Origin of the sequence: Mucilaginibacter sp. KACC 22063 (assembly GCF_028736115.1) — a bacterium.
Classification (GTDB): Bacteria; Bacteroidota; Bacteroidia; order Sphingobacteriales; family Sphingobacteriaceae; genus Mucilaginibacter.
In genome coordinates this window covers 3,578,416-3,597,481 of the sequence record NZ_CP117877.1, presented here as the reverse complement: position 1 = coordinate 3,597,481, position 19,066 = coordinate 3,578,416, and the positions used below count along the sequence as shown (strand labels likewise).

Sequence of the window (19,066 nt, the reverse complement as noted above, 5' to 3'; positions counted from 1 at the left end):
CCAGGTACTTTAGAAAATATTAGATATGAATCCTCTAAAAAACCTTATTATGCCTAACCAATATATTAACAATTACGGGAACAGTAAATCGGCAAATTTTATCATTGGGCATACCATTGCGCTGATCAGTATGTATGGATACGACCATGTAACGCTCCCTTTGATTTGTTTTACAACAAAATGCAGTAAATCAACTATCATGTCAAAATTTGGCGGACTAAAAAATGTTTTGCAGGTAAGCCTGATTACGTGCCTTGATGATCTTGTAGATAATTTAAAAAGGCAGTTGAGGACAAACGATACGTTAATTACCTCATTAATGGATATATGGCATCAGATTAACATATATAATTTTAACCATACGCACGAAGCAAACGTACTTATTCAATACCTGCGTAATCCCGGGGTTGTTGCAATTCCTGATCTGAAAATGCGGTTAAACGTTTTATTGAAGCAAGCATTTGACAAAACGGAAAAGAACCTTACAGAAAAAAGCAACCCGGAAATCAGGTTTCTGGCTTTTATGTCGCTCTGCCAATCAGCAAATTATTTCACGCAGAAAGTATGCAAATCTTCAGGCTTTACCGATATAAAAGAGAACGAATACTATGATAAGCACATCGCACCGGAAATAGAGAAAATATTAGCGTTGCCCGTGTATTAGTACGGGCAAGAAAATAGATTTAGAAGTTGTTTTCGTAGCGCTCCAATGTCTTTTTAATCTGTGCCCTCATTTGTTTAACCAAAATTCTTGGTCCCAAAACTCTTATTTTTGAACCAAAACCTAAAAGTTCGCGCTCTAACTCAAAATTCATAATTACACGGATGCTGAATGTTTTTCCCGTTTCGTCTTCACTTAGCAGTTTTTGAGTATGATGTAAAGGTTTGGTGATTACATAAGGTGCGTTATCTTTATCTATCCAAAACACTACTTCGCAATCGCGCTGGTTGGGTGTTTTTGTTACGCCTATTACATTGTTGTAATAAGTAGCAAGATCTAATTCAATGTTTTCGCGGTAGCTTTCTGTGTGTTCTTCAATGGTTTGTATACGGTCTAATGCAAGGGTTAATAGCGGGCTATTGCGGCGGTGTGCCCTGCCAAGCACAAACCAACGGTTGCGGTATTCTTTTAACAGGTAGCCACTAAAGCAAAAGATACTGGCTTCGCGTGCTTTGAACGACTGATAGGTAATACACATCGTTTTTTTCTCTACAATGGCCTTTCGTATAACTTCGATCCATTCCAGGCCCTTCAAATTGTCGTTTTTTTCAAAGTCGATAACCGGACTGAGCTGCGTTTTTTGAGTGTAGATCTTATCTTCCAGCTTACTCACCATTTCGTTAAGGTCGGCAAAGTGGTTAAAACCTTTGAATTGCTTCAGCAGTCCCGAAACCTCGCCAAGCACCTGCATATCCTGTGCGCTGATGGGGCTATTGGTAATGCTGTAGTCCTTATCTGCATAGGTGTAATATTTTTTATCGACGACGATAATTGGCGCTTCATAGCCCAGCTTATTGCTGCGCATCATTTCAATATCTGCCTGTACGGTGCGGCGGCTTATGCCGGTATCAATACCCTGGTATTCGTAAATGGCATCACTGCAGGCCTCAATCAGGTCGTCAAGCGTCCATTTCCTTCGCCTGTTTTGCAGACATTGGTCAATAGTTCGGTATCGGATAAGGGCATTGCGGTTAACAGGCATAAGATGATGATTTCGAAATTCGTGGATTGGGTTTGAGATTTAGTTAATAAATATTAGAAATATTTTCTTCTGCGCAAAGCAAGTGCGTACATATTTATTGTGAGAAGCAAAGGTTACTTGTTGCAGGCTTTTGTATAAATGATAAAGCCTATAGTATGGAAGAGAGAAGAACCGCAGCATGGGTACTTGGTATCTTGGCGTTTACCACCATATTTTTTACGGTGGTTCTCCCTCAGATACGTCATAGCAGTACACAAGCCCTAACATTTAAAAGTTGTACAGTTCGATTTAAGTATGATATTAAAGGCCTGGAAGGAGATATTACAGAGCCAATCAGAACCACCTGGCGCTTTGTTTATGTAACCTTTACAAAAGGAAACCTGATACCACAATTGCAAATAAAATCATAAAGATCTATAGAGATTATGACAGGTATAATGATTTCGATAGCACAATTGTTAAAGCAAATTATAACTTAGACAGTATCATCAATCACAAAAAACAGGTATTTGATACATTGGTTATTGTTGATTAGAAATACAGAAATATCTGTATTTAGGCAATAGCCCTCCCTTACCCGCTATAGCATTCTAAAATGACTTAAGCAGTAAAGATGTTTTCCAAAATTAAGTTTTCCTGCATGGATTCGAACCACGATCTTCTGAACCAAAATCAGAGGTGCTACCGTTGCACCACAGGAAAATACATTGTAGAACGTAAAGGACTTGAACCTTTAACCATCACCGTATAAGGGTGCCGCTCTTACCTAATTGAGCTAACGTTCTATTATGATTATCAGTAGGGTAGCCCGGACTCGAACCGGGAGCCTCCACATCCCAAATGTGGTAATCTGACCAATTGATATACTACCCTGAAATTGACTTAAAACAAAAAATCCCCTTAGATTTATCTAAGAGGATTCTGAATATCTTGCTATATTATTTCAATACATACCCATTCACCTCTGATAAATCAGTTGCGGCAATTGTATCTGTATTAATTGTGTTTTCATGCTGCAAGTATACAACTTATTTTTTTAAATCAAGAAATTTCTGTAAAAATATTTTTAATTTTATTAAGCGGTATATTTTTAAGCGGGTTCAGGTATTTGGGATTTTCGTATTCATCCCATCGGTATCTAAAGCACCTTCCTTTTATTTTAGAGAAACGATACATTAACCGGCTTTCATATAAGACATAATTCAAGTGATCTATTTCCTGCTCTAATATGGCATCTCCCAGTTTTATCTTATCTACCATGTAAGGTAGTACGGCTATCTCAAATAACTCAGGTTTTGCAAACGCATATTTATAATCCCAACGATACCATTGCTCGTCCCAAAACTCCACGCGTCTGAAACAGTCGCGCTGCTCTTCGCTTAGTTCAAGTTTATTGTAGATCCAGTCGTGCCGGCTAATTGTTCTTAGTTCGGGCAAGCTGGTATAATGATACCGGTGCCGGTGTTTGTTCCGTTTTGGTTGTTTAAATGATTGATCATAATGCCGCTGGCTCGAATTGATCTTATCCAGTATTTCCTGGTAAAACTCCGCTTTTTCACTTTTTTGTATCTCCGGCCTCAGTACAAACTTGCGCACCCATCCTTTCTGATAAGGCTTATCTAAAGGCACCAGCGGTTGATTGCTTTTAATATCCTGTAACCGTTTTAGCTCACGTTCCGTATGCAGTAGCTGCTTATCCAGATTCTTTTTTTGCAGTTGTTTCTTTCTCCTTGCCGATTTTAAACGGTAAGGCCATAAAGTAGTGTCCATTACACTTGTCCATATAAAAATTTGATTGATTTAATAATTCAACATTCATCCCTGGCAGGATGCCCTTGTTTAGCACTTGAAAAATAACGGCTGTTTGCCGGCACTTTTAGACAAAGTAAATCGGTTGGCCTAATAGGCAGTGCTTGGAAAGGGTTATATGGAAGTATGCGAAGTTTTCATTGCTGAACGCAGAACAAATATCAGAATTTTTATATAAATATCTAAAATATTTTCTTCTACGCAAATACGCTGCGCACTTGGTGTTTCTCTTTGTACTGTCGAAAGGCTGAACGCGTTCACGAACGCCCCCTCTCCCGATTTGGGGAGAGGAGTTTGTTAGGTCTGGAGACTTTAAATTATTAAATGATACTTTCAGTATAAATACGATGGAAAAAGAAAAGATCAGCAATAACGAGTTAAAGGCTTTAGGTATAAACGAGGTGGACTTACTGGTGAGCTTTAGCCGCGTGGCTAATGGTTTACTGAAGCACCATGTAATGAGCAAGGCCGAAATACTGGCCAACCTGGAAGCCCTGGTTGACGATCCGATGCCTTATGCTTTGAAAAAAGGCGGTAAGTTTAAGAACCTGGCCGAGGAGGTGATTGCCCTGCGTAAAGAGGGTAAGTTTATAAAACAGGAACGCGCTAACTTTAAACTGAAAGAAGAGATTGCCGATTTCCCGGTGTGGGGTTTGGAGAATATTGAGATAGGTGCGCTTGCACAGATGCGTACTGCCGTACAATTACCCATTGCCGTTGCCGGCGCATTAATGCCCGACGCACACCAGGGCTACGGCCTGCCTATCGGTGGTGTGCTGGCCACTACGGCAAATACCATTATTCCGTTTGCAGTTGGGGTGGATATTGCCTGCCGTATGTGTTTAAGCATTTTTGATTTGCCTGCTGCGGCTGTTGATAACGAGAAAGATAAGCTGAAGAATATATTGGTGGATAACACCTATTTCGGGATGGGTTGTACAACCAAATCTTACTTCGACAGCTCGTTGTTTGACAGTAAAACCTGGAGCGAAACTAAGGTGATCCGCTCGCTTAAGGATAAGGCTTATGCGCAGTTAGGTACCAGCGGTACGGGTAACCACTTTGTGGAATGGGGCGAACTGACTATTGCCGACGGCGCTATGCCCGGCATACCGGCAGGTAATTACCTGGCGCTGCTTTCGCACTCCGGTTCGCGGGGGTTTGGGGGCGCCGTGGCCGACCATTACAGCAAAATTGCCATGACTAAAACCAAACTGCCGGCGCAAGCCAAGCATTTGGCGTGGTTGGATCTGGATAAGGATGAAGGGCAGGAATACTGGATAGCCATGAACCTGGCTGGCGAATATGCCAGTGCTAACCACCACGAGATCCACAACAAGATTGCCCGTGCCTTAGGCGTTAAACCAATGGCGATGGTAGAGAACCACCACAACTTTGCCTGGAAAGAGCAACTGGCCGATGGTACCGAGGTAATGGTACACCGTAAGGGTGCCACCCCGGCGGGCGAGGGCGTGTTGGGTATTATACCGGGTAGCATGAGCACCCCCGGGTTTTTAGTGCGCGGTAAAGGCGATGCGACAAGCATTAACAGCGCCAGCCACGGTGCAGGGCGTGCCATGAGCCGAAGCGCAGCTTTTAAAACGCTAGATAGAACCGCTATTGCCGCCAACCTGGTTGAAAAGCGTATTACCCTGCTGGGTAGCGACGTGGACGAAGCGCCAATGGCCTACAAGGATATTAACGCCGTAATGGCCGCCCAAAACGACCTGGTAGAAGTGTTAGCGAAGTTTGAACCGCGAATTGTGCGCATGGCAAACCCAAAAGAGAAGCCGGAGGATTAGACTTGTTTTGATTAAGACGTCGTAGGCAAAGTATTATTTTAAAAAAATGATTTATATATTCGGATATAAAACTTATCACTAATTATGGCACCAACAACTAAATATCCTCCTTACATGGACGCATATAATGCGGTACCCAAGGTTCTAGACGAGATAAAAAAGGCTTCTGTACCACCAAAATTCACACTTGATTTCCTCGCTTCCGTCTTAGGCCTTGGATCATCCAGCTACCGAGCAATTATTCCAATTTTAAAGAAATTAGAATTTTTAGACCAAGCAAGTGTACCTACTAATATTTACAAAGAATATCGAGATGACACAAAATCCTCGTCTGTCCTAGGCGTTCAAGTAAAAAAAGCTTATGCGGATTTGTATAAAACTGCGGAATACGCTCATAAATTAAGTAAAGACGCCTTAACAACTAAATTAAAAACGTTGTTAGGAGTTGGGGACGATGACAAAATAATTCCAAAAGTTGTGGCTACCTTCCAAGAATTTGTTAAGCTGTCAAAATTTGATGGCCCGGTAGAGCCTGTAAAAAACTTGAAAGTTGAGAGTGAAAATAACTCTGATAATGATGTTAATGAGCCGGTAAAACCCGAGGCGGCATTTAAGATAAATAAGGCTTTTGGAATTTCTTACACAATAAATTTAAACTTGCCCGCAACTACAGAGATAGAAGTTTATAATTCAATATTCAAAGCATTAAAAGACAATTTATTAGATGAATAATTTTAGTAAAAAGTTAGAGCATTTTGCTTTTAAAAACTTGATGTTAGAAACTGACCTGATGAAAATCGAAGAATCAGGAGTTGATATACAACATATTGATACAGTCTCTAAAAAGGAAATTGTGGACACTGAATTATTTGAGCATGAAATTCTCACTTCTGCACGAAAAATGGCTCGATTTTATGTTTATTACTTTGCATTTGAGAACTCAATTAGAAGCTTGATATCAGGAAGACTAGAAGAGAAACATGGCATTAATTGGTGGGACATCAAAGCTCCGCCAGGAGTAGCTAAAAATGTTGCAGACAATCAGGCAAAAGAGAAAGATACTGCAATGGCTATACGATCAGAAGATCCACTGTCATATACAAATTTCGGAGAACTAATTGACATCATCACGTATAACTGGGAGGATTTTTCAGATACTATTAGAAGTAAAAAATCTATGGAATCGGTCGTTAGTCAATTTGGGAAAATAAGGAATGTAATTGCTCATTCATGTGAATTGGAAGAAGACGATATTATTAGGTTAAAACTACTGATAAAGGATTGGTTTAGGATTCAAAGTTAGGGCGACAAGAATAGTATATATAATTAATCGAATGGGAATTAATAGAAGTTGGGAAACAACTTTATCATTTAGAAAATTCAGGCAAAAGACGAGTGATTTGTCTCGGATTTATTGGACACAACAAATGTCAGCAGATTGTTTGAAGGATCTGTTAACGGGCAAACCCGCAACTGATATTTCTACTCAGGTTATTGGTAGTAGTTTTAATTGGCGTATGCACACGCAAACAGTTGAGGAAACCTTAAAATGGCTACCAACCTATATGGAAAGAAATAGATTACACTTGTTAGTAATTTATACATCTTTCCTTGAAACATATCTTAAAGAGGTTACATTTTTTTATATTGCTGCTCAAGGACACGTCCTTAATCCGTCTGAAAAAAACACTCAATTAAAATTGACAAAAATAGGTGAAGCAATATCTTCTCCTATTTTAAAATCTTCTACAGTTCCTGAAATGCTTAAATATGCAGCCGAACTTTTTGAGATAAATTTCGGAAGAAATGCTACTGAATGGTTAAAAATATATAAAGTAAGATGTGCAGCTGCTCATAATGGTGGAATAGCGACTCCCAAATTTTTGCAAGAAATAAGCGGAATGCCTCTTGCCCTTAATCCCCAAGTATATGAAAATATAGGATTAACGTGGGATGAATTACGCTTAGCCATGAAATATGCTGACGAAATAGCTGCATTAATAGATTCAAAAATAACCTCTTACAATATGCGTTTATTGGAAACAGATCAAACATTAAGAGAATTAAGCGAAAAAAGGAAACTGCCTAAAAAGGCAGAGATATGGCAGTTTCTGCATAATAAATATCATTTATTTCCTATCAAAAGAATAGATAAGAATAAGATCTTGGCTAAGTTTTATTAATTTGAATAGTTTTTCTTCATGTTTTAGCTATCACATTTGTTATGGGCACGCATGCCCCATATGTTTCTACATATTGATTGCAGTAAAAGAGTAACGGCGCCGTTATACTTATCGTTAATTGATAAGCTATCAGTAAGCACAAATAAAAAGCCAATTATCAGCAGTATACCTATTACCTATTCTCCTTTCCCTTTATGTTGAATCAAATGTGCAAGCATTTATAAGTAAATATAGCTTTCATAATAATATTTTAAAATAATTTCACGTACGCAAATACACTGCGCAGTGCCTCTTTTACTTTGTATCAACAATCAAGAAAAGGGAGTTCAGGATGAAATTTAACCTGTTAAGCAAAGCCAATCCCGATAGCTATAGGGAAAAGACAGTTAACCACGAGGGTGCTGAGGCATTTAAGCTGTCGCCAGAAATGGAGTTGTACACTGCTGTGGTTACCTGGAGCTTGAATGATTCCTTTTACGAGAAAAACGAGGAGCGTTTGCTTCGCCTGCGCAACATGATCACTAAATGCAACCCTGTTTTTGTAGGTAAGCTGGCTATATATGCCCGCACTAAAATGTATATGCGTTCGGTACCGCTGGTGCTGGTTACCGAATTGGCTAAGCTGCACTCGGGCGATAATCTGGTCGCCCGGGTTACGGCCGGGGTAGTTAACCGTGCCGACGAAATTACCGAGCTGCTGGCCTGCTACGAATTGCTGAATGAACGTAAAGGCACTAAAAAGCTGAACCGCCTGAGCAAGCAGTTGCAAAAAGGTTTGCAGGTGGCTTTTAACCGTTTCGACGAGTACCAGTTTGCTAAATACAACCGCAATACAGCTATCAAACTGCGCGATGCATTGTTTCTGGTTCATCCAAAGGCAAAAAACGAGGAGCAGCAAGCGTTGTTCAATAAAATAGTAGCCGATACTTTGCAAACGCCATATACCTGGGAAACGGAGCTGTCGGCATTAGGTCAGCTCAACTTCGATAGCGACGAAGCCAAAGCCGAAGCGTTCCGCGCCAAGTGGGAAGAACTGATCGATACCGGTAAACTGGGTTACATGGCGCTGCTGCGGAACCTGCGCAACATACAGGAAGCAGGCGTTAGCTATGCGCACTTTAAAAAAGTATGTGCACGTTTAGCAGATGCTGATGAGGTTGCAAAGGCAAAGCAGTTTCCGTTCCGTTACCTGGCAGCCTACCGTGAACTGGTAGCTACAGAAACTATGTCGCCTGTAAAGGGCTTAACCAAAAAGCTAAGCGCAATGCTGTTAGGTAATAAAGGTTACACGGGCGAACTGCTGGATGCCTTGGAAAAAGCTGTGCAAGCAAGTGCTGCTAACATCAAAGGTTTCGATCATGAAACGCGTGTATTGTTGGCCTGCGATGTATCTGGTTCAATGCAAACGCCCGTATCAGCAAAATCTAAGATCCTGCTGTACGATGTGGGCTTAATGCTGGCGATGCTGCTGCAGTCGCGTTGCAAAAACGTGGAGGTAGGTATGTTTGGCGATAAATGGAAAACGATATCCGTACCGCGTAACAACATCCTGGGTAACGTGCAGGAGTTTTACCGCCGCGAGGGCGAGGTGGGTTATGCCACCAACGGCTACCTGGTGATCAAAGATCTGTTAGCGCGCCGTGTAAAAATGGAGAAGGTTTTTCTGTTTACCGACTGCCAGTTGTGGAACAATTCATCTACCAGCGGCGATCATATCCATCCGTTGTGGGTGCGCTACAAGGCAGAGGTGTCGACAAACGCGAAGCTCTACCTGTTCGACCTGAAAGGTTACGGACAAGCGCCATTGCAAATACTGCGTAATGATGTTTATTTGATCGCCGGCTGGAGCGATAAAGTTTTCGAAGTGTTAGCTGCTCTGGAAAATGGAGGTTCGGCATTGGATGCTATTAATAACATAGAACTATAAATAAAGGATGGGGAGGCTAAAATCCCGTCCTTTTAAAGAAATTAAAAATAAGGATGCCGTAGAAACGGGTTACTTCGCTCGCACAATATGGGGGCGGTCAGTAGATGCAATCAACTGAGGGTTCGAGTCCCTATGCGTTCCCCCGGCCCGCGTTCGCCTGTTGCTCCTTAACCTCACGTAAAGTCCTCTCCCTTGGGAGAGGACTTTAAAGATAAAAAAGGTGTCGTAAACAAGTGTTACTTCGCATTTAACGTCCAGGTCGTTGGTTCAAGTCCAACCACTGGTTAAGTCCAGTGTAGCTCAGCCCGGGTAGAGCAGGAGCACCCTTAAGGTGCAGTCACTTGTTGCTTGTTACCCTTTTTTAACATAAATGAAAGATGCCGTAGGTTGGTGATACTTCGCCGGTGAAACCGCGAAAGCGGGCGGGTTCGAATCCCGAAAGGCACCTGCCGCTTGTTGCTCTTTCATCTATGTTATAATTTAATTTTTAGCTCAACTTAAGGTATCCATTACCTTTATAAATCTTGCCTGAAATTGCTGTAAATTCCGGTGTAGCTTGTATTAGAAAAGAAAAAACCGCGAAAATCTTGAAGATTTCGCGGTTTTCGGTAAAAGTTCGTGGAGCCGGAGGGAACGCTGAAAATGGCGAAACAAGCTCTCTTTCGATATCTATTTGTCGGTTGATAACCCTGCTCACCGGGCGCTCACCAAATGGCCACTAATTGACCCTTAAATTATGCTACTTAGTGTATTGAGTTAAAGTTAAGCATTATTGTAATGACAAACAACTAAATTTTTTGTTAAGGTAAAAGCTTTATTATTAATTGTTTATTAGTGATGCTTTATTAGTCGGGTCGGTTTATTATAACCTGTGTGCCAGGATCATATTGATAGTCGACGATCTCGCCGCTAATAATAAATTCAATTGCTTGTTCAATTACTTCTAAAGGGGCAATGAACCACTCGCGGGGGCTAAATCTTTTGCCCTCGCGGTCGTAGATGTCAACACTCAAGCAAGAATTCCCAAAAAAAGTGTGTAACAGCAATTCGAGTTTTTGAGTGTTCATATTGTAACATTTAAATGCTGATACAATTGCCACGGAAGCCATTAGGTAAGTGGGCTCGTTGACTGCATTCTTGATGCGATCTTCCACAGAGCCAGTAGAAAAACCAATTTTGTAGAGATTATTGATCGACCTGATTTCCGGGTCCTTACTCAGCGACTGCAAGATGTATATGTACCCGGATTCCTGATCGTCCGAAGTAATCGTATGCATCTCGCTGAGCAGCTTTTCTGTATGTTCAGTAACCCTACGCCCATTTTTGTAAAGCTCCGCTGCCAAGGACCGCAAGAGCATGTCTGACTCCGTGCCATTTTCAAAAATACACCGCAGGCGGGCATTCACTTTTCCACCTGTTTTCTCCTTTTCGGAAACTTCTGCTACATAAAGTAAAATGCCCTTTAATACGAAAAAGTAGCCCTTCGCGATCTGTTGCTCATTCTTGAATGGGTAGAGCTTTCTTTTCTTAAGACGAATGTCGGTATGACAGGCAAGAAACAAATGTTCAAATTTTTCAAAGTCAGGGCAAGGCTTACGGGATGCCACATATTCCGGCATCGTCGTTTCTTTCGGCACATGTTTTAGATTAAATATACTTTCGGCGTCATCGGCTAGGAGGCCAAAATCGTCATCCTCTAAGATATCGGCTATGGTTTCTACCTTCTTTGGCTTGACGTCAAGCAGGTGGTAACGATCGAAGGGCGCTAACGTTGCTGCTTTTAATTCGTCTGAACGAATTCCATTTAATCTGGATCGCAGCTGATGCTCATGCACGCCATTGCCCGCAGCGGGTTCGCGATTATGTTTGGCGTAAAAGGCGTTAATCTCTTCGAAGGAAGCTATCAAACGCTCATCGGCATTACGTGTAGGTGTAGTCGGCGCTTTAACGTCCAAAAGACCAAATGGATCGTCGTTAAATATATCTTCTAAAGAACCCTTAATTGCCATTTTGCTGTTTGCGCTTCTCGTTTCTTAAATAGATCAACACTTCGGCCATTCGTTTTTCCAAGCTGTCCAATGAGGCGATACTTGGCTCCCGCCCGTGGGTTGCCCTAAAATCTTTGATCTTTGGCCACAGAATGAGCGCTTCTTCTTTCGTTACTTGTATTCTTGTCGATTCGATGCTCTCCTGGATCAATTTTAGAACGTGGGTAGTAACCGATTTTGATAAGACCTCAAAGGCCTTTTGGAATGGATTTACACGGTCAATAAGATCAATGTGTAAATCATCAATGTTAACAAAGCTATCTGCCATCCGGATGAATCGCTTATCACCGACTTCCTTAATCTCGCCATTTTTGATCACCGAATCAACCACTACATGCTGGCGTAATTCTTCAACCTCCTCTTCTGATAGGTCCGGGTATTTAACCTGAATGATTTTAGGGATCAAAACTTTGTTGATCACTTCCGGATCAAGATTGCCCGGCATAGCCTTTAACATCGTATTGTCTTGTAAGATAGATGCCTTCAGATCATTCAGATCGGATTCAATAATATCCCGCACTCGGTTTGAACTAGGCTCCTTTAGCCCGCGGATTTTGATTTCACCTGGCTGTGCTTTGTCTTCATCACTGAGTTTTGTTTTAAACTTAAAGTTCGGCGCCAAAACTTGTTCCATTAGCAATGAGGCGGTAATAGCCTTCAGCATATTATTCACTGAAAGTTGAACATCTTGCCGCTCCGCATCTGGTTCCGCAATCAGATTAGTGAATTGCGCATGCGTCTTATTCGCACTATCACGGGTGCAGCGGCCGATGATCTGGATAATCTCAGTCAGTGAACCGCGATACCCCACTGTGAGGGCATGTTCGCAATAAGGCCAATCAAATCCTTCCTTGGCCATTCCGAGTGCGATGATTAAATCCATATCATCAACAGTCTTCATCTCGCGCAGATACCCAACGATCTTTTCGCGATCCCTTGGATTGTCGTTCACCAAATCTGCTACCTTGATTACCTCACCATCGGCAAAGCGTTTGATATAGATTACTCCTGTTTCACTATCCTGATGATCAATCTCACCAATCGCATCCAAAATAAAACCTACTTCCTTCTCCTTGTCCTTTGTTGACTCACCGGAGTTGACGTTAGGAATATGAAGGATGGTCTTTTTTGTAGTGTCCAAGATGTCCAATATCGCTGTTGTGTACCGTCCCTGGTAGAAGTGATAGCCTATACCCAGCGACTTCAGGTAGGTGTAGCCGTTCAGCTGTTCATAGTAATTGTAGGTGATTTTCGTAAACCTCGCTTCATCTTCAGGTAATAATACCGGAACACTGTCTCCTCTAAAATACGACCCGGTCATCGCTACAATATGCGCACTGGACTTTTGCATGATTGCCCGAAGATGCTCACCCAAGCGACTGTCCGCATCAGCGGAAACATGATGAAATTCATCAATGGCCAACAGAATATCATTGAACTTGCTTTCGTCTAATTCGTCAACGGCAAAGCGCAGGGTCGCATGAGTACAAATAAGAACTTGTTCGTTATTTTCAAGAAAGTTTTTGAACGATTGTACTTTGCTTCTGCTGCCGTCGTCTCCTGGTGTACACAAGTTAAAGGCGTCGTTGACTTGCCAGTCAGCAAAAAAGCCATGCTCTTTCAGCCGGGTTGACCGGAACGAAGCACCAATTGACTTTTCGGGAACAGCTACAATCACTTTTTTGATACCTTGATTGATCAATTTATCCAAGGCAATAAACATCAATGCCCGGGATTTCCCAGAGGCCGGTGGGGCTTTTAATAACAGGTACTGTGCATCCCGGGCCTGGTAGGCCTTTTCTTGCATCTCGCGCATACCTAAAGCGTTAATGCTGGAGCTATTGCCGGTTTGCGCATAAGTCACGTGGACGATATCAGGCATTTTTTAAGGTTTTAGATTTTTCTTTTTTGACCTGGAATATTGTTCCATTCAATTTTTCTTCGGCAATCATTTGTTCATAAAGCTTGAAGAGATATTCTAAACGCTCTTCATCACTTTCAAACGGCCTGCTCCGATAGCATCTCTCTACAGCAAAGTCCAGTTGTTCGTGTGCGGCCAATAAACCAGCTGGCATTTTCTGTGGATCATAAAGTTCTGACAGACTTCTCTCGGAGTAAATTTCTCTTTCTTCGAGAACTCGGTACACAAACTTTGACAAGTCTTCTCGTTGCGTTTTTGATATAGCGGGAAATGGAAAGGTATTATAACACATTCCAGAGGAATATCTAAAATCAGATTTTAGCCTTCCAGCAAATGTTTTAACCCATACCATATGCATTCTTGAAGAGATGATTGCAAATACGTGGGGAGATTCGGAAGGTATCGTGTAAGCGAGGTTGGAAATGATTGTTTCGGGATCAGAGTATCCTATCGGGATATAATTTCTACGTTCAGAAGTCGTACTAGGTACGACTATCGAGGTCGTTTCAATATGCCGTATTTGGCCGAATAAGTACGGGGTATCGGCTAAAAGCTGGGTTGATAAATTTGAACTCTGTAATCGCATCTCCCTAACTTTTTTGATACGGTCTTTTACCGGTAAAATACTAACTGCTTCATCCTTCAATTCCGGATTAATCCAAAGGCACCATCGGTATTCATTTTTCATAAATTCAACTGCCCCTATGAACTTTCTCAAAAATTTTTGCGCTCCCGGGTAAGCATCAACTAAGGCAATCTTTTCATCTTCAGAAAGAATCAAATTTCCGCCATCAATCGGCATATCCCCTCGTATCATTTCTGGTAGTGAAGATAAAGGAGTACCACGCTTTTCGACAATGGTGTTTCGTTCCGCAATCAAGTATGCATTTATATTTCTCACCTTTTTTGCAATACCATTTGAGAAAATAAACTTGTCCCGGCTAGACACATTTCGCACTCCAACGATTACGACAAAAACCGCTGCGTTCGATCTCGCATTGTTATTCCACTTAAACGATTGGTGTGCAAATTCAATTTCAAGAGATCTATCAAAAATATGCGGCCAAAGCAATGCGACTTGTTCCCCTTGGCAAATAGAGTTAGTACTTACAAAACTGTATTTTGCGGAGATGGTCTCAATATATTTTGTTGCCTTAAAAAACCAGCAGGATATGTAGTCAAGCCTTTTGTAATCCAATTCGTTTGAAAAGACAAGTTCCATGTCTTCTTTCTGCATTTTATTTTGAAGACTAAACCCTAAATAAGGCGGGTTACCTAAGATATAAATTTCATCCCCATCCCTTTTCGGACAAACTTCCTCCCAGTTAAGCCTGGTGGCGTTCCCATGGGTAATATTGCCGCTTTCCCGTAATGGCAGGGTTGGATTGCCCTGGCCAAGAACTTCTTTGAATCGCATGTTCATCTGGTGTTGTGCCAGCCACAGCGAAAGTGTCGCTACCTCATGTGCAAAATCGTCCAGTTCGATGCCATAGAACTGGTTGAGCTGAATGTTCGAGAATAATTGCTTCTGAAACATCGCTGCCAGGCTTTGCTGAGCTTTAGGAATGAGGGCCAGTTGCTTTTCCTCAAAGCCGGAGGTCGCTTGCTGCAGGAACTCTAGCCGCTGAATGATCTTGATCTCCAGCAGCCTCAATTCTTTGTAAGCTATGATCAAAAAGTTGCCGCTACCGCAGGCTGGATCGAATATTTTGATGCGGGATAGCCGGTACAACAGGTTGGTTAGCTTCTGCGGCTGGTGCTTCCCGTTTTCGAATTCTTTGTAAAGTTCGTTTAGGAAAAGCGGCTCGATCACTTTCATGATGTTCGGCACCGAGGTATAATGCATGCCCATGCTGCCCCTGTGTTCGGTGGAAACCACCGCCTGAATCATGGAACCGAAAATATCGGGATTGATGTCTTTCCAATTCAGCTCGCCGCATTCTACGATGGCAGCATGGGAACGGTAGCGAAAAACAGGAATCGGATAACTATCCCGGAACAGCCCGCCATTTACATATGGGAAGGCATTTAAAAATTCTGGCAACTCGCCTCGTTCCGGGTAGTCGGTGTTCAAGATCTCGAAAAGTCGGTCTAGATAAATATGCAGGTCACTGCCATCAGCCTGAGTATGCGACTTGATGGAATTGGTAAAAAGGTTCGTTGGGAAGATTTCCGTGTCCTCCGCAAAAAAACAAAAAAGCAGCCTGGACAAGAAAACATTCAAACTGTGTACGGCTTCTGCCGTTTCCGCTGGATTGTCCCTGCTGATCTCATCATACAGCTTGGCCATTTTTTCTGCCGCCTTTACATCCGCAGGATTTTCCAGCTTGAGTTGCGCCTTTTCCATGCCTGCTAGCGGCAGGAAAAAATCAAAATGCTGCGGGAGCTGATCGAATGCAATGTCAAGCGTATCACCCATCTTGTTGTCTACCGCAAGGAAAGACACATAATCAGTAACAATGAGAAAGCGAGGCGCATGTGAATTAACCTTGACGTCCGACTGCAATTCGTCAATGGTTTCATGCGTGTCCCCGCCTGTTATTACTTTGAAAAATAGCTTCTTTTTCCACAGCACTTCGCCGGCGGTAGCAGACAAGTTCAATGCCCCTTCTTTCAGCCTTTTGATAATCGATTTAGGGGTATCGTAGGCCAATAAAAATTGATAGATAAAATCGTTCCGGTCAAGCGTTTTGACCAGTTCCGCGACATTATTTTCAATTTGAACAATATTCATATAATCTTTTTTCTCCTGGCACGGGTATTATAAAATTTAAGATAATCAGTAAATATAAGCAATCATAGGCGTTTTCATAAGTGCTACCCTTCAATCAAGCCGTTTAGCTGGGAAAGGGTTTATGACTGGAGTGGTTATGCTCAACTTAAAATCGGCACCGAAATCTTAATACTATCAAAGCTCCATTTCTTTACAGCGAATTCATCAACTATCTTGCTGTGACGTTGGTCTATTGCCGCCATGTTCCATTTGTTTGGGAATTCCGGGTCCACGAATGACCGGATCTCCGCCTGCTGCTTGAGTAATGGATTCTCCAGGTATGACTCTAGCTTTTCCCTAAAAGGTTTATTCCCGATGGAAGCATTATGTGATGGCGAGATGAGCATCAGATTGCCCAGGCAGTTCAAGTACTCATCGAGGAAAACCTGGTCGTATTTGCGTTCGTTGTTTGTGTCGTAGCCCGATTCAATAGCGTCACCATTTGTAGGAGTTTGCGGAGAGATGTGCTCAATCTGTTCATCCTTGATTTTTACACTGCCGATGTGATAGCCCCTGTTTTGAATAGAATTTTCATATTTCCAGAGTAAATAGGATAGCACCTTACTATTGTACATATAGCCATCCAAGTATTGCTTGATCCTGAAATCTCCCCAGTACCAGGCCTCGTTGAACTTATCCCGGAAGTTTAGGCGGAGTTTTTCCAGATTGCCCTTGAAGGCCCCAAGTATCTCATTGAGCCGGCTGATTAGGTCTGCGCGGGAGTTGATGAGCCGATACCGGAACACGACGATCTCCAAAATGTGGTAGAGCTGATCCAATGCCTCTTCGTCCTCACCAAAATATTTGTAGCCCTTGACCACGAAGGGATAAACGAAACCAGGAATGGAAAGCTTGCGAAGGTCCTTTAAGTATGGCAACTTTGACCGCTCCATCTTTTTAATATTCGAAAATGAGGTGTGCAGTTCATTGATAAAATCTTTTATCCACTGAATTTTATCGGCCGACGACAACAGCACTTCTTTGATGTCCTCAATCTTCCTGTAGCTGTATCCTTTCAAATATGCTTGGCAATGATAATTTAAAACGTTGTCTTCCGTTAGTGTTCGCAAATCATTAATCAACAAATACATCATCTTAAATACATTCGAAACGTACTCAATATTACTATTAGTTTCTTCTTCCGGGCTATACACGTACATCTGATACATGAAGTACGATTTCAGGCGTTCCATATTGGTCAGGTCCTTACCACGGTTGTTCTGCAGCTCAAACATGAGCGCTGAATCTTTTTTATTTTGCAGTTCTATTGCTGTAATGTCGGTTCTTTCTAGCTTATCAAATACCTGCAGCAGCGTGCCGGTTGTTAATTTCGATAATTCCCTAGTGAAATGGGCCTTCGCTTTAATGATCCTTTCCTGTGACGGTGTGGCGCTTTCATAGCGATCCCGGCCGTCGATGATCACTGCGTCAAAACAAGCGCGGTCATATTCCACAGGCCGTAGTTTGATATTTCCGCCGGCTTTCAAGTAAATAAACTTCTTAAGTGTCAAATCAACATCGATAGCCTCTTTCTTTTCGCGGCTTGTCAATACGTCGATCATCGCACGCATAAAGATCATCAGGGTGGTTAATCTTTGCTGGCCGTCAATAACTTCGTATTCTACATCCTTGATGATAGTTTCTAACAAGATGTTGCCCAGAAAATAGTTATTGCCGCCTAATATCTGTTCCTTGAGGTCATTTAAGAACACATCGAGTTGCTCCGTTTCCCAGGAATAAGCGCGCTGATAAACGGGAATGATAAAATGTCGTTGGGTACTGTCGAAGAGTCCAGATACGGTAGTGGATTTAAAATACATCATGATATAAGGTTTTGGGGTAATCTGGCGACGGTAAATATATGATTTCCGCGGAATTGTCGCTATCTATCCTGCAGTAATGTTCATTCAGCTGGACTCTGGGCCTTGCACTATTTGGATTACTTCTATGGGACAATACCTAAAACAAGAACAAGCCGTCCTGCATTAGGAATCAAGTGCCATTCGCGTTGTATTAATCCAAATTATCTATGTACAACAGAATGTGACATGGAAAGGAATATCCATAACAACAATAGGCTTGAAGGTATGAGCCAAAGTAGCCAAGTAATTAAACAAAGTCTGCTTTTTTGCTTTTGCAACTCATTATCCACCAGAGTGAATTTTTCTGCAAACTTAAGGATGTTACTTTTGGAAAATGTTTCCTTATAAGAATCAATGTTCGCTGCTGTGAAGTTTAATGAACTGTATTGATTATTAAGGAAAATTTGTATCAATAGAGCGAAGATAAATAAGCTAATGATTGCAATAAAGTTTTTTACGGAATTCAAATCTTTGAAGTCAAATGCAGCAAATACCAATACAAATGCAGTGGGAATGGTGACTAGTTTAGTTTGCGAGTCATTAATTACCCCTTGTATTTTTTGGGTGAACTCCAGCGCCTTCGAATCAAGTTCGATTTTTAATTTATTGTAAGAAAAATCCCGTAAATAATACTGGTAGGCATCATGGCATTTATCCGTAAAATCTGAGATTGTTCGCAATAATGTATCAAATCTGACGGACTCGCTCATAGGCGTAAGATAACTGATCAGTTCATTGATAAACAGCAGTTTTTTTTCGGTACCCGCATCTTCAAAAACGCTAATTATTGAAACAAGCTGTCCAACATCCTTTGACGTTAACTCATTGAGCTGAGGCACACCGTAAGTCAAGGGTAGCAAAAGCGCCTTATCATCACTAGTAATCAATGCGAAATTTACATCAACATCTGTGTAATTATGTTTAGCGACAAGCTCAATGGCTTGAATGAAGCTTTGTACGGTAAATAGATTGGTGTAAAATTGAACAGCCGGGTCGTCACTAAATTTACCTAGCTCAGCAACATAAAATATATCAGTT

General features: G+C 41.7%; 14 protein-coding genes and 2 tRNA genes. 7 read left to right on the top strand and 9 right to left on the bottom strand.

What is annotated here, in order from left to right; all coding sequences use genetic code 11:
• Positions 1–25: 25 nt before the first annotated feature.
• Positions 26–664: a hypothetical protein gene (locus tag PQ461_RS15545; protein ID WP_274206450.1), complete on the top strand. Its 639-nt coding sequence runs from the start codon at positions 26–28 to the stop codon at positions 662–664.
• A gap of 19 nt (positions 665–683) precedes the next feature.
• On the opposite strand, the gene PQ461_RS15540 is transcribed toward PQ461_RS15545, so the two are convergent.
• Positions 684–1,703, bottom strand: a complete 1,020-nt coding sequence (locus tag PQ461_RS15540) for a helix-turn-helix transcriptional regulator (RefSeq protein WP_274206449.1) — start codon at positions 1,701–1,703, stop codon at positions 684–686.
• 155 nt (positions 1,704–1,858) lie between these two features.
• On the opposite strand from PQ461_RS15540, the gene PQ461_RS15535 reads away from it, so the two are divergent.
• Positions 1,859–2,113 (top strand): hypothetical protein, encoded by a 255-nt coding sequence (locus PQ461_RS15535; protein ID WP_274206448.1) that lies wholly within the window; start codon positions 1,859–1,861, stop codon positions 2,111–2,113.
• Positions 2,114–2,413: 300 nt separating this feature from the next.
• Here PQ461_RS15535 and PQ461_RS15530 read toward each other — a convergent pair.
• The 3 genes from PQ461_RS15530 to PQ461_RS15520 form a co-directional block, all read right to left on the bottom strand.
• Positions 2,414–2,488 (bottom strand) — tRNA-Ile (locus PQ461_RS15530).
• 14 nt (positions 2,489–2,502) lie between these two features.
• A tRNA-Pro gene (locus PQ461_RS15525) sits at positions 2,503–2,576 on the bottom strand.
• A gap of 168 nt (positions 2,577–2,744) precedes the next feature.
• Complete coding sequence (locus PQ461_RS15520) at positions 2,745–3,473, bottom strand: hypothetical protein (protein WP_274206447.1); 729 nt, start codon at positions 3,471–3,473, stop codon at positions 2,745–2,747.
• 386 nt (positions 3,474–3,859) lie between these two features.
• Between PQ461_RS15520 and PQ461_RS15515 the strand changes: the two genes are divergently transcribed.
• The 5 genes from PQ461_RS15515 to PQ461_RS15495 all read left to right on the top strand — a co-directional run bounded on the left by PQ461_RS15515 (position 3,860) and on the right by PQ461_RS15495 (position 9,424).
• The gene (locus PQ461_RS15515; protein ID WP_274206446.1) at positions 3,860–5,314 is read left to right on the top strand and encodes an RtcB family protein; all 1,455 of its coding nucleotides are present in this window, start codon (positions 3,860–3,862) and stop codon (positions 5,312–5,314) included.
• 84 nt (positions 5,315–5,398) lie between these two features.
• Positions 5,399–6,046, top strand: coding sequence for a DUF5343 domain-containing protein (locus tag PQ461_RS15510; RefSeq protein WP_274206445.1), 648 nt, complete (start codon positions 5,399–5,401; stop codon positions 6,044–6,046).
• Positions 6,039–6,617: a Swt1 family HEPN domain-containing protein gene (locus tag PQ461_RS15505; RefSeq protein ID WP_274206444.1), complete on the top strand. Its 579-nt coding sequence runs from the start codon at positions 6,039–6,041 to the stop codon at positions 6,615–6,617. Before PQ461_RS15510 ends, PQ461_RS15505 begins: the two co-directional genes overlap by 8 nt.
• Positions 6,618–6,648: 31 nt before the next feature.
• Positions 6,649–7,497: a hypothetical protein gene (locus tag PQ461_RS15500; protein WP_274206443.1), complete on the top strand. Its 849-nt coding sequence runs from the start codon at positions 6,649–6,651 to the stop codon at positions 7,495–7,497.
• Between the two features lie 331 nt (positions 7,498–7,828).
• Positions 7,829–9,424: a TROVE domain-containing protein gene (locus tag PQ461_RS15495; RefSeq protein WP_274206442.1), complete on the top strand. Its 1,596-nt coding sequence runs from the start codon at positions 7,829–7,831 to the stop codon at positions 9,422–9,424.
• A gap of 845 nt (positions 9,425–10,269) precedes the next feature.
• Here PQ461_RS15495 and PQ461_RS15490 read toward each other — a convergent pair.
• The 5 genes from PQ461_RS15490 to PQ461_RS15470 form a co-directional block, all read right to left on the bottom strand.
• Positions 10,270–11,433: a GIY-YIG nuclease family protein gene (locus PQ461_RS15490; RefSeq protein ID WP_274206441.1), complete on the bottom strand. Its 1,164-nt coding sequence runs from the start codon at positions 11,431–11,433 to the stop codon at positions 10,270–10,272.
• A complete protein-coding gene (locus PQ461_RS15485) occupies positions 11,423–13,354 on the bottom strand; it encodes a DEAD/DEAH box helicase (protein WP_274206440.1) in 1,932 nt (643 codons plus the stop codon). Before PQ461_RS15485 ends, PQ461_RS15490 begins: the two co-directional genes overlap by 11 nt.
• A complete protein-coding gene (locus PQ461_RS15480; protein ID WP_274206439.1) occupies positions 13,347–16,127 on the bottom strand; it encodes a class I SAM-dependent DNA methyltransferase in 2,781 nt (926 codons plus the stop codon). Before PQ461_RS15480 ends, PQ461_RS15485 begins: the two co-directional genes overlap by 8 nt.
• A 140-nt stretch (positions 16,128–16,267) precedes the next feature.
• Positions 16,268–17,989 (bottom strand): DUF262 domain-containing protein, encoded by a 1,722-nt coding sequence (locus PQ461_RS15475; protein ID WP_274206438.1) that lies wholly within the window; start codon positions 17,987–17,989, stop codon positions 16,268–16,270.
• 200 nt (positions 17,990–18,189) lie between these two features.
• Positions 18,190–18,915, bottom strand: coding sequence for a hypothetical protein (locus PQ461_RS15470; protein ID WP_274206437.1), 726 nt, complete (start codon positions 18,913–18,915; stop codon positions 18,190–18,192).
• Positions 18,916–19,066 lie beyond the last annotated feature (151 nt).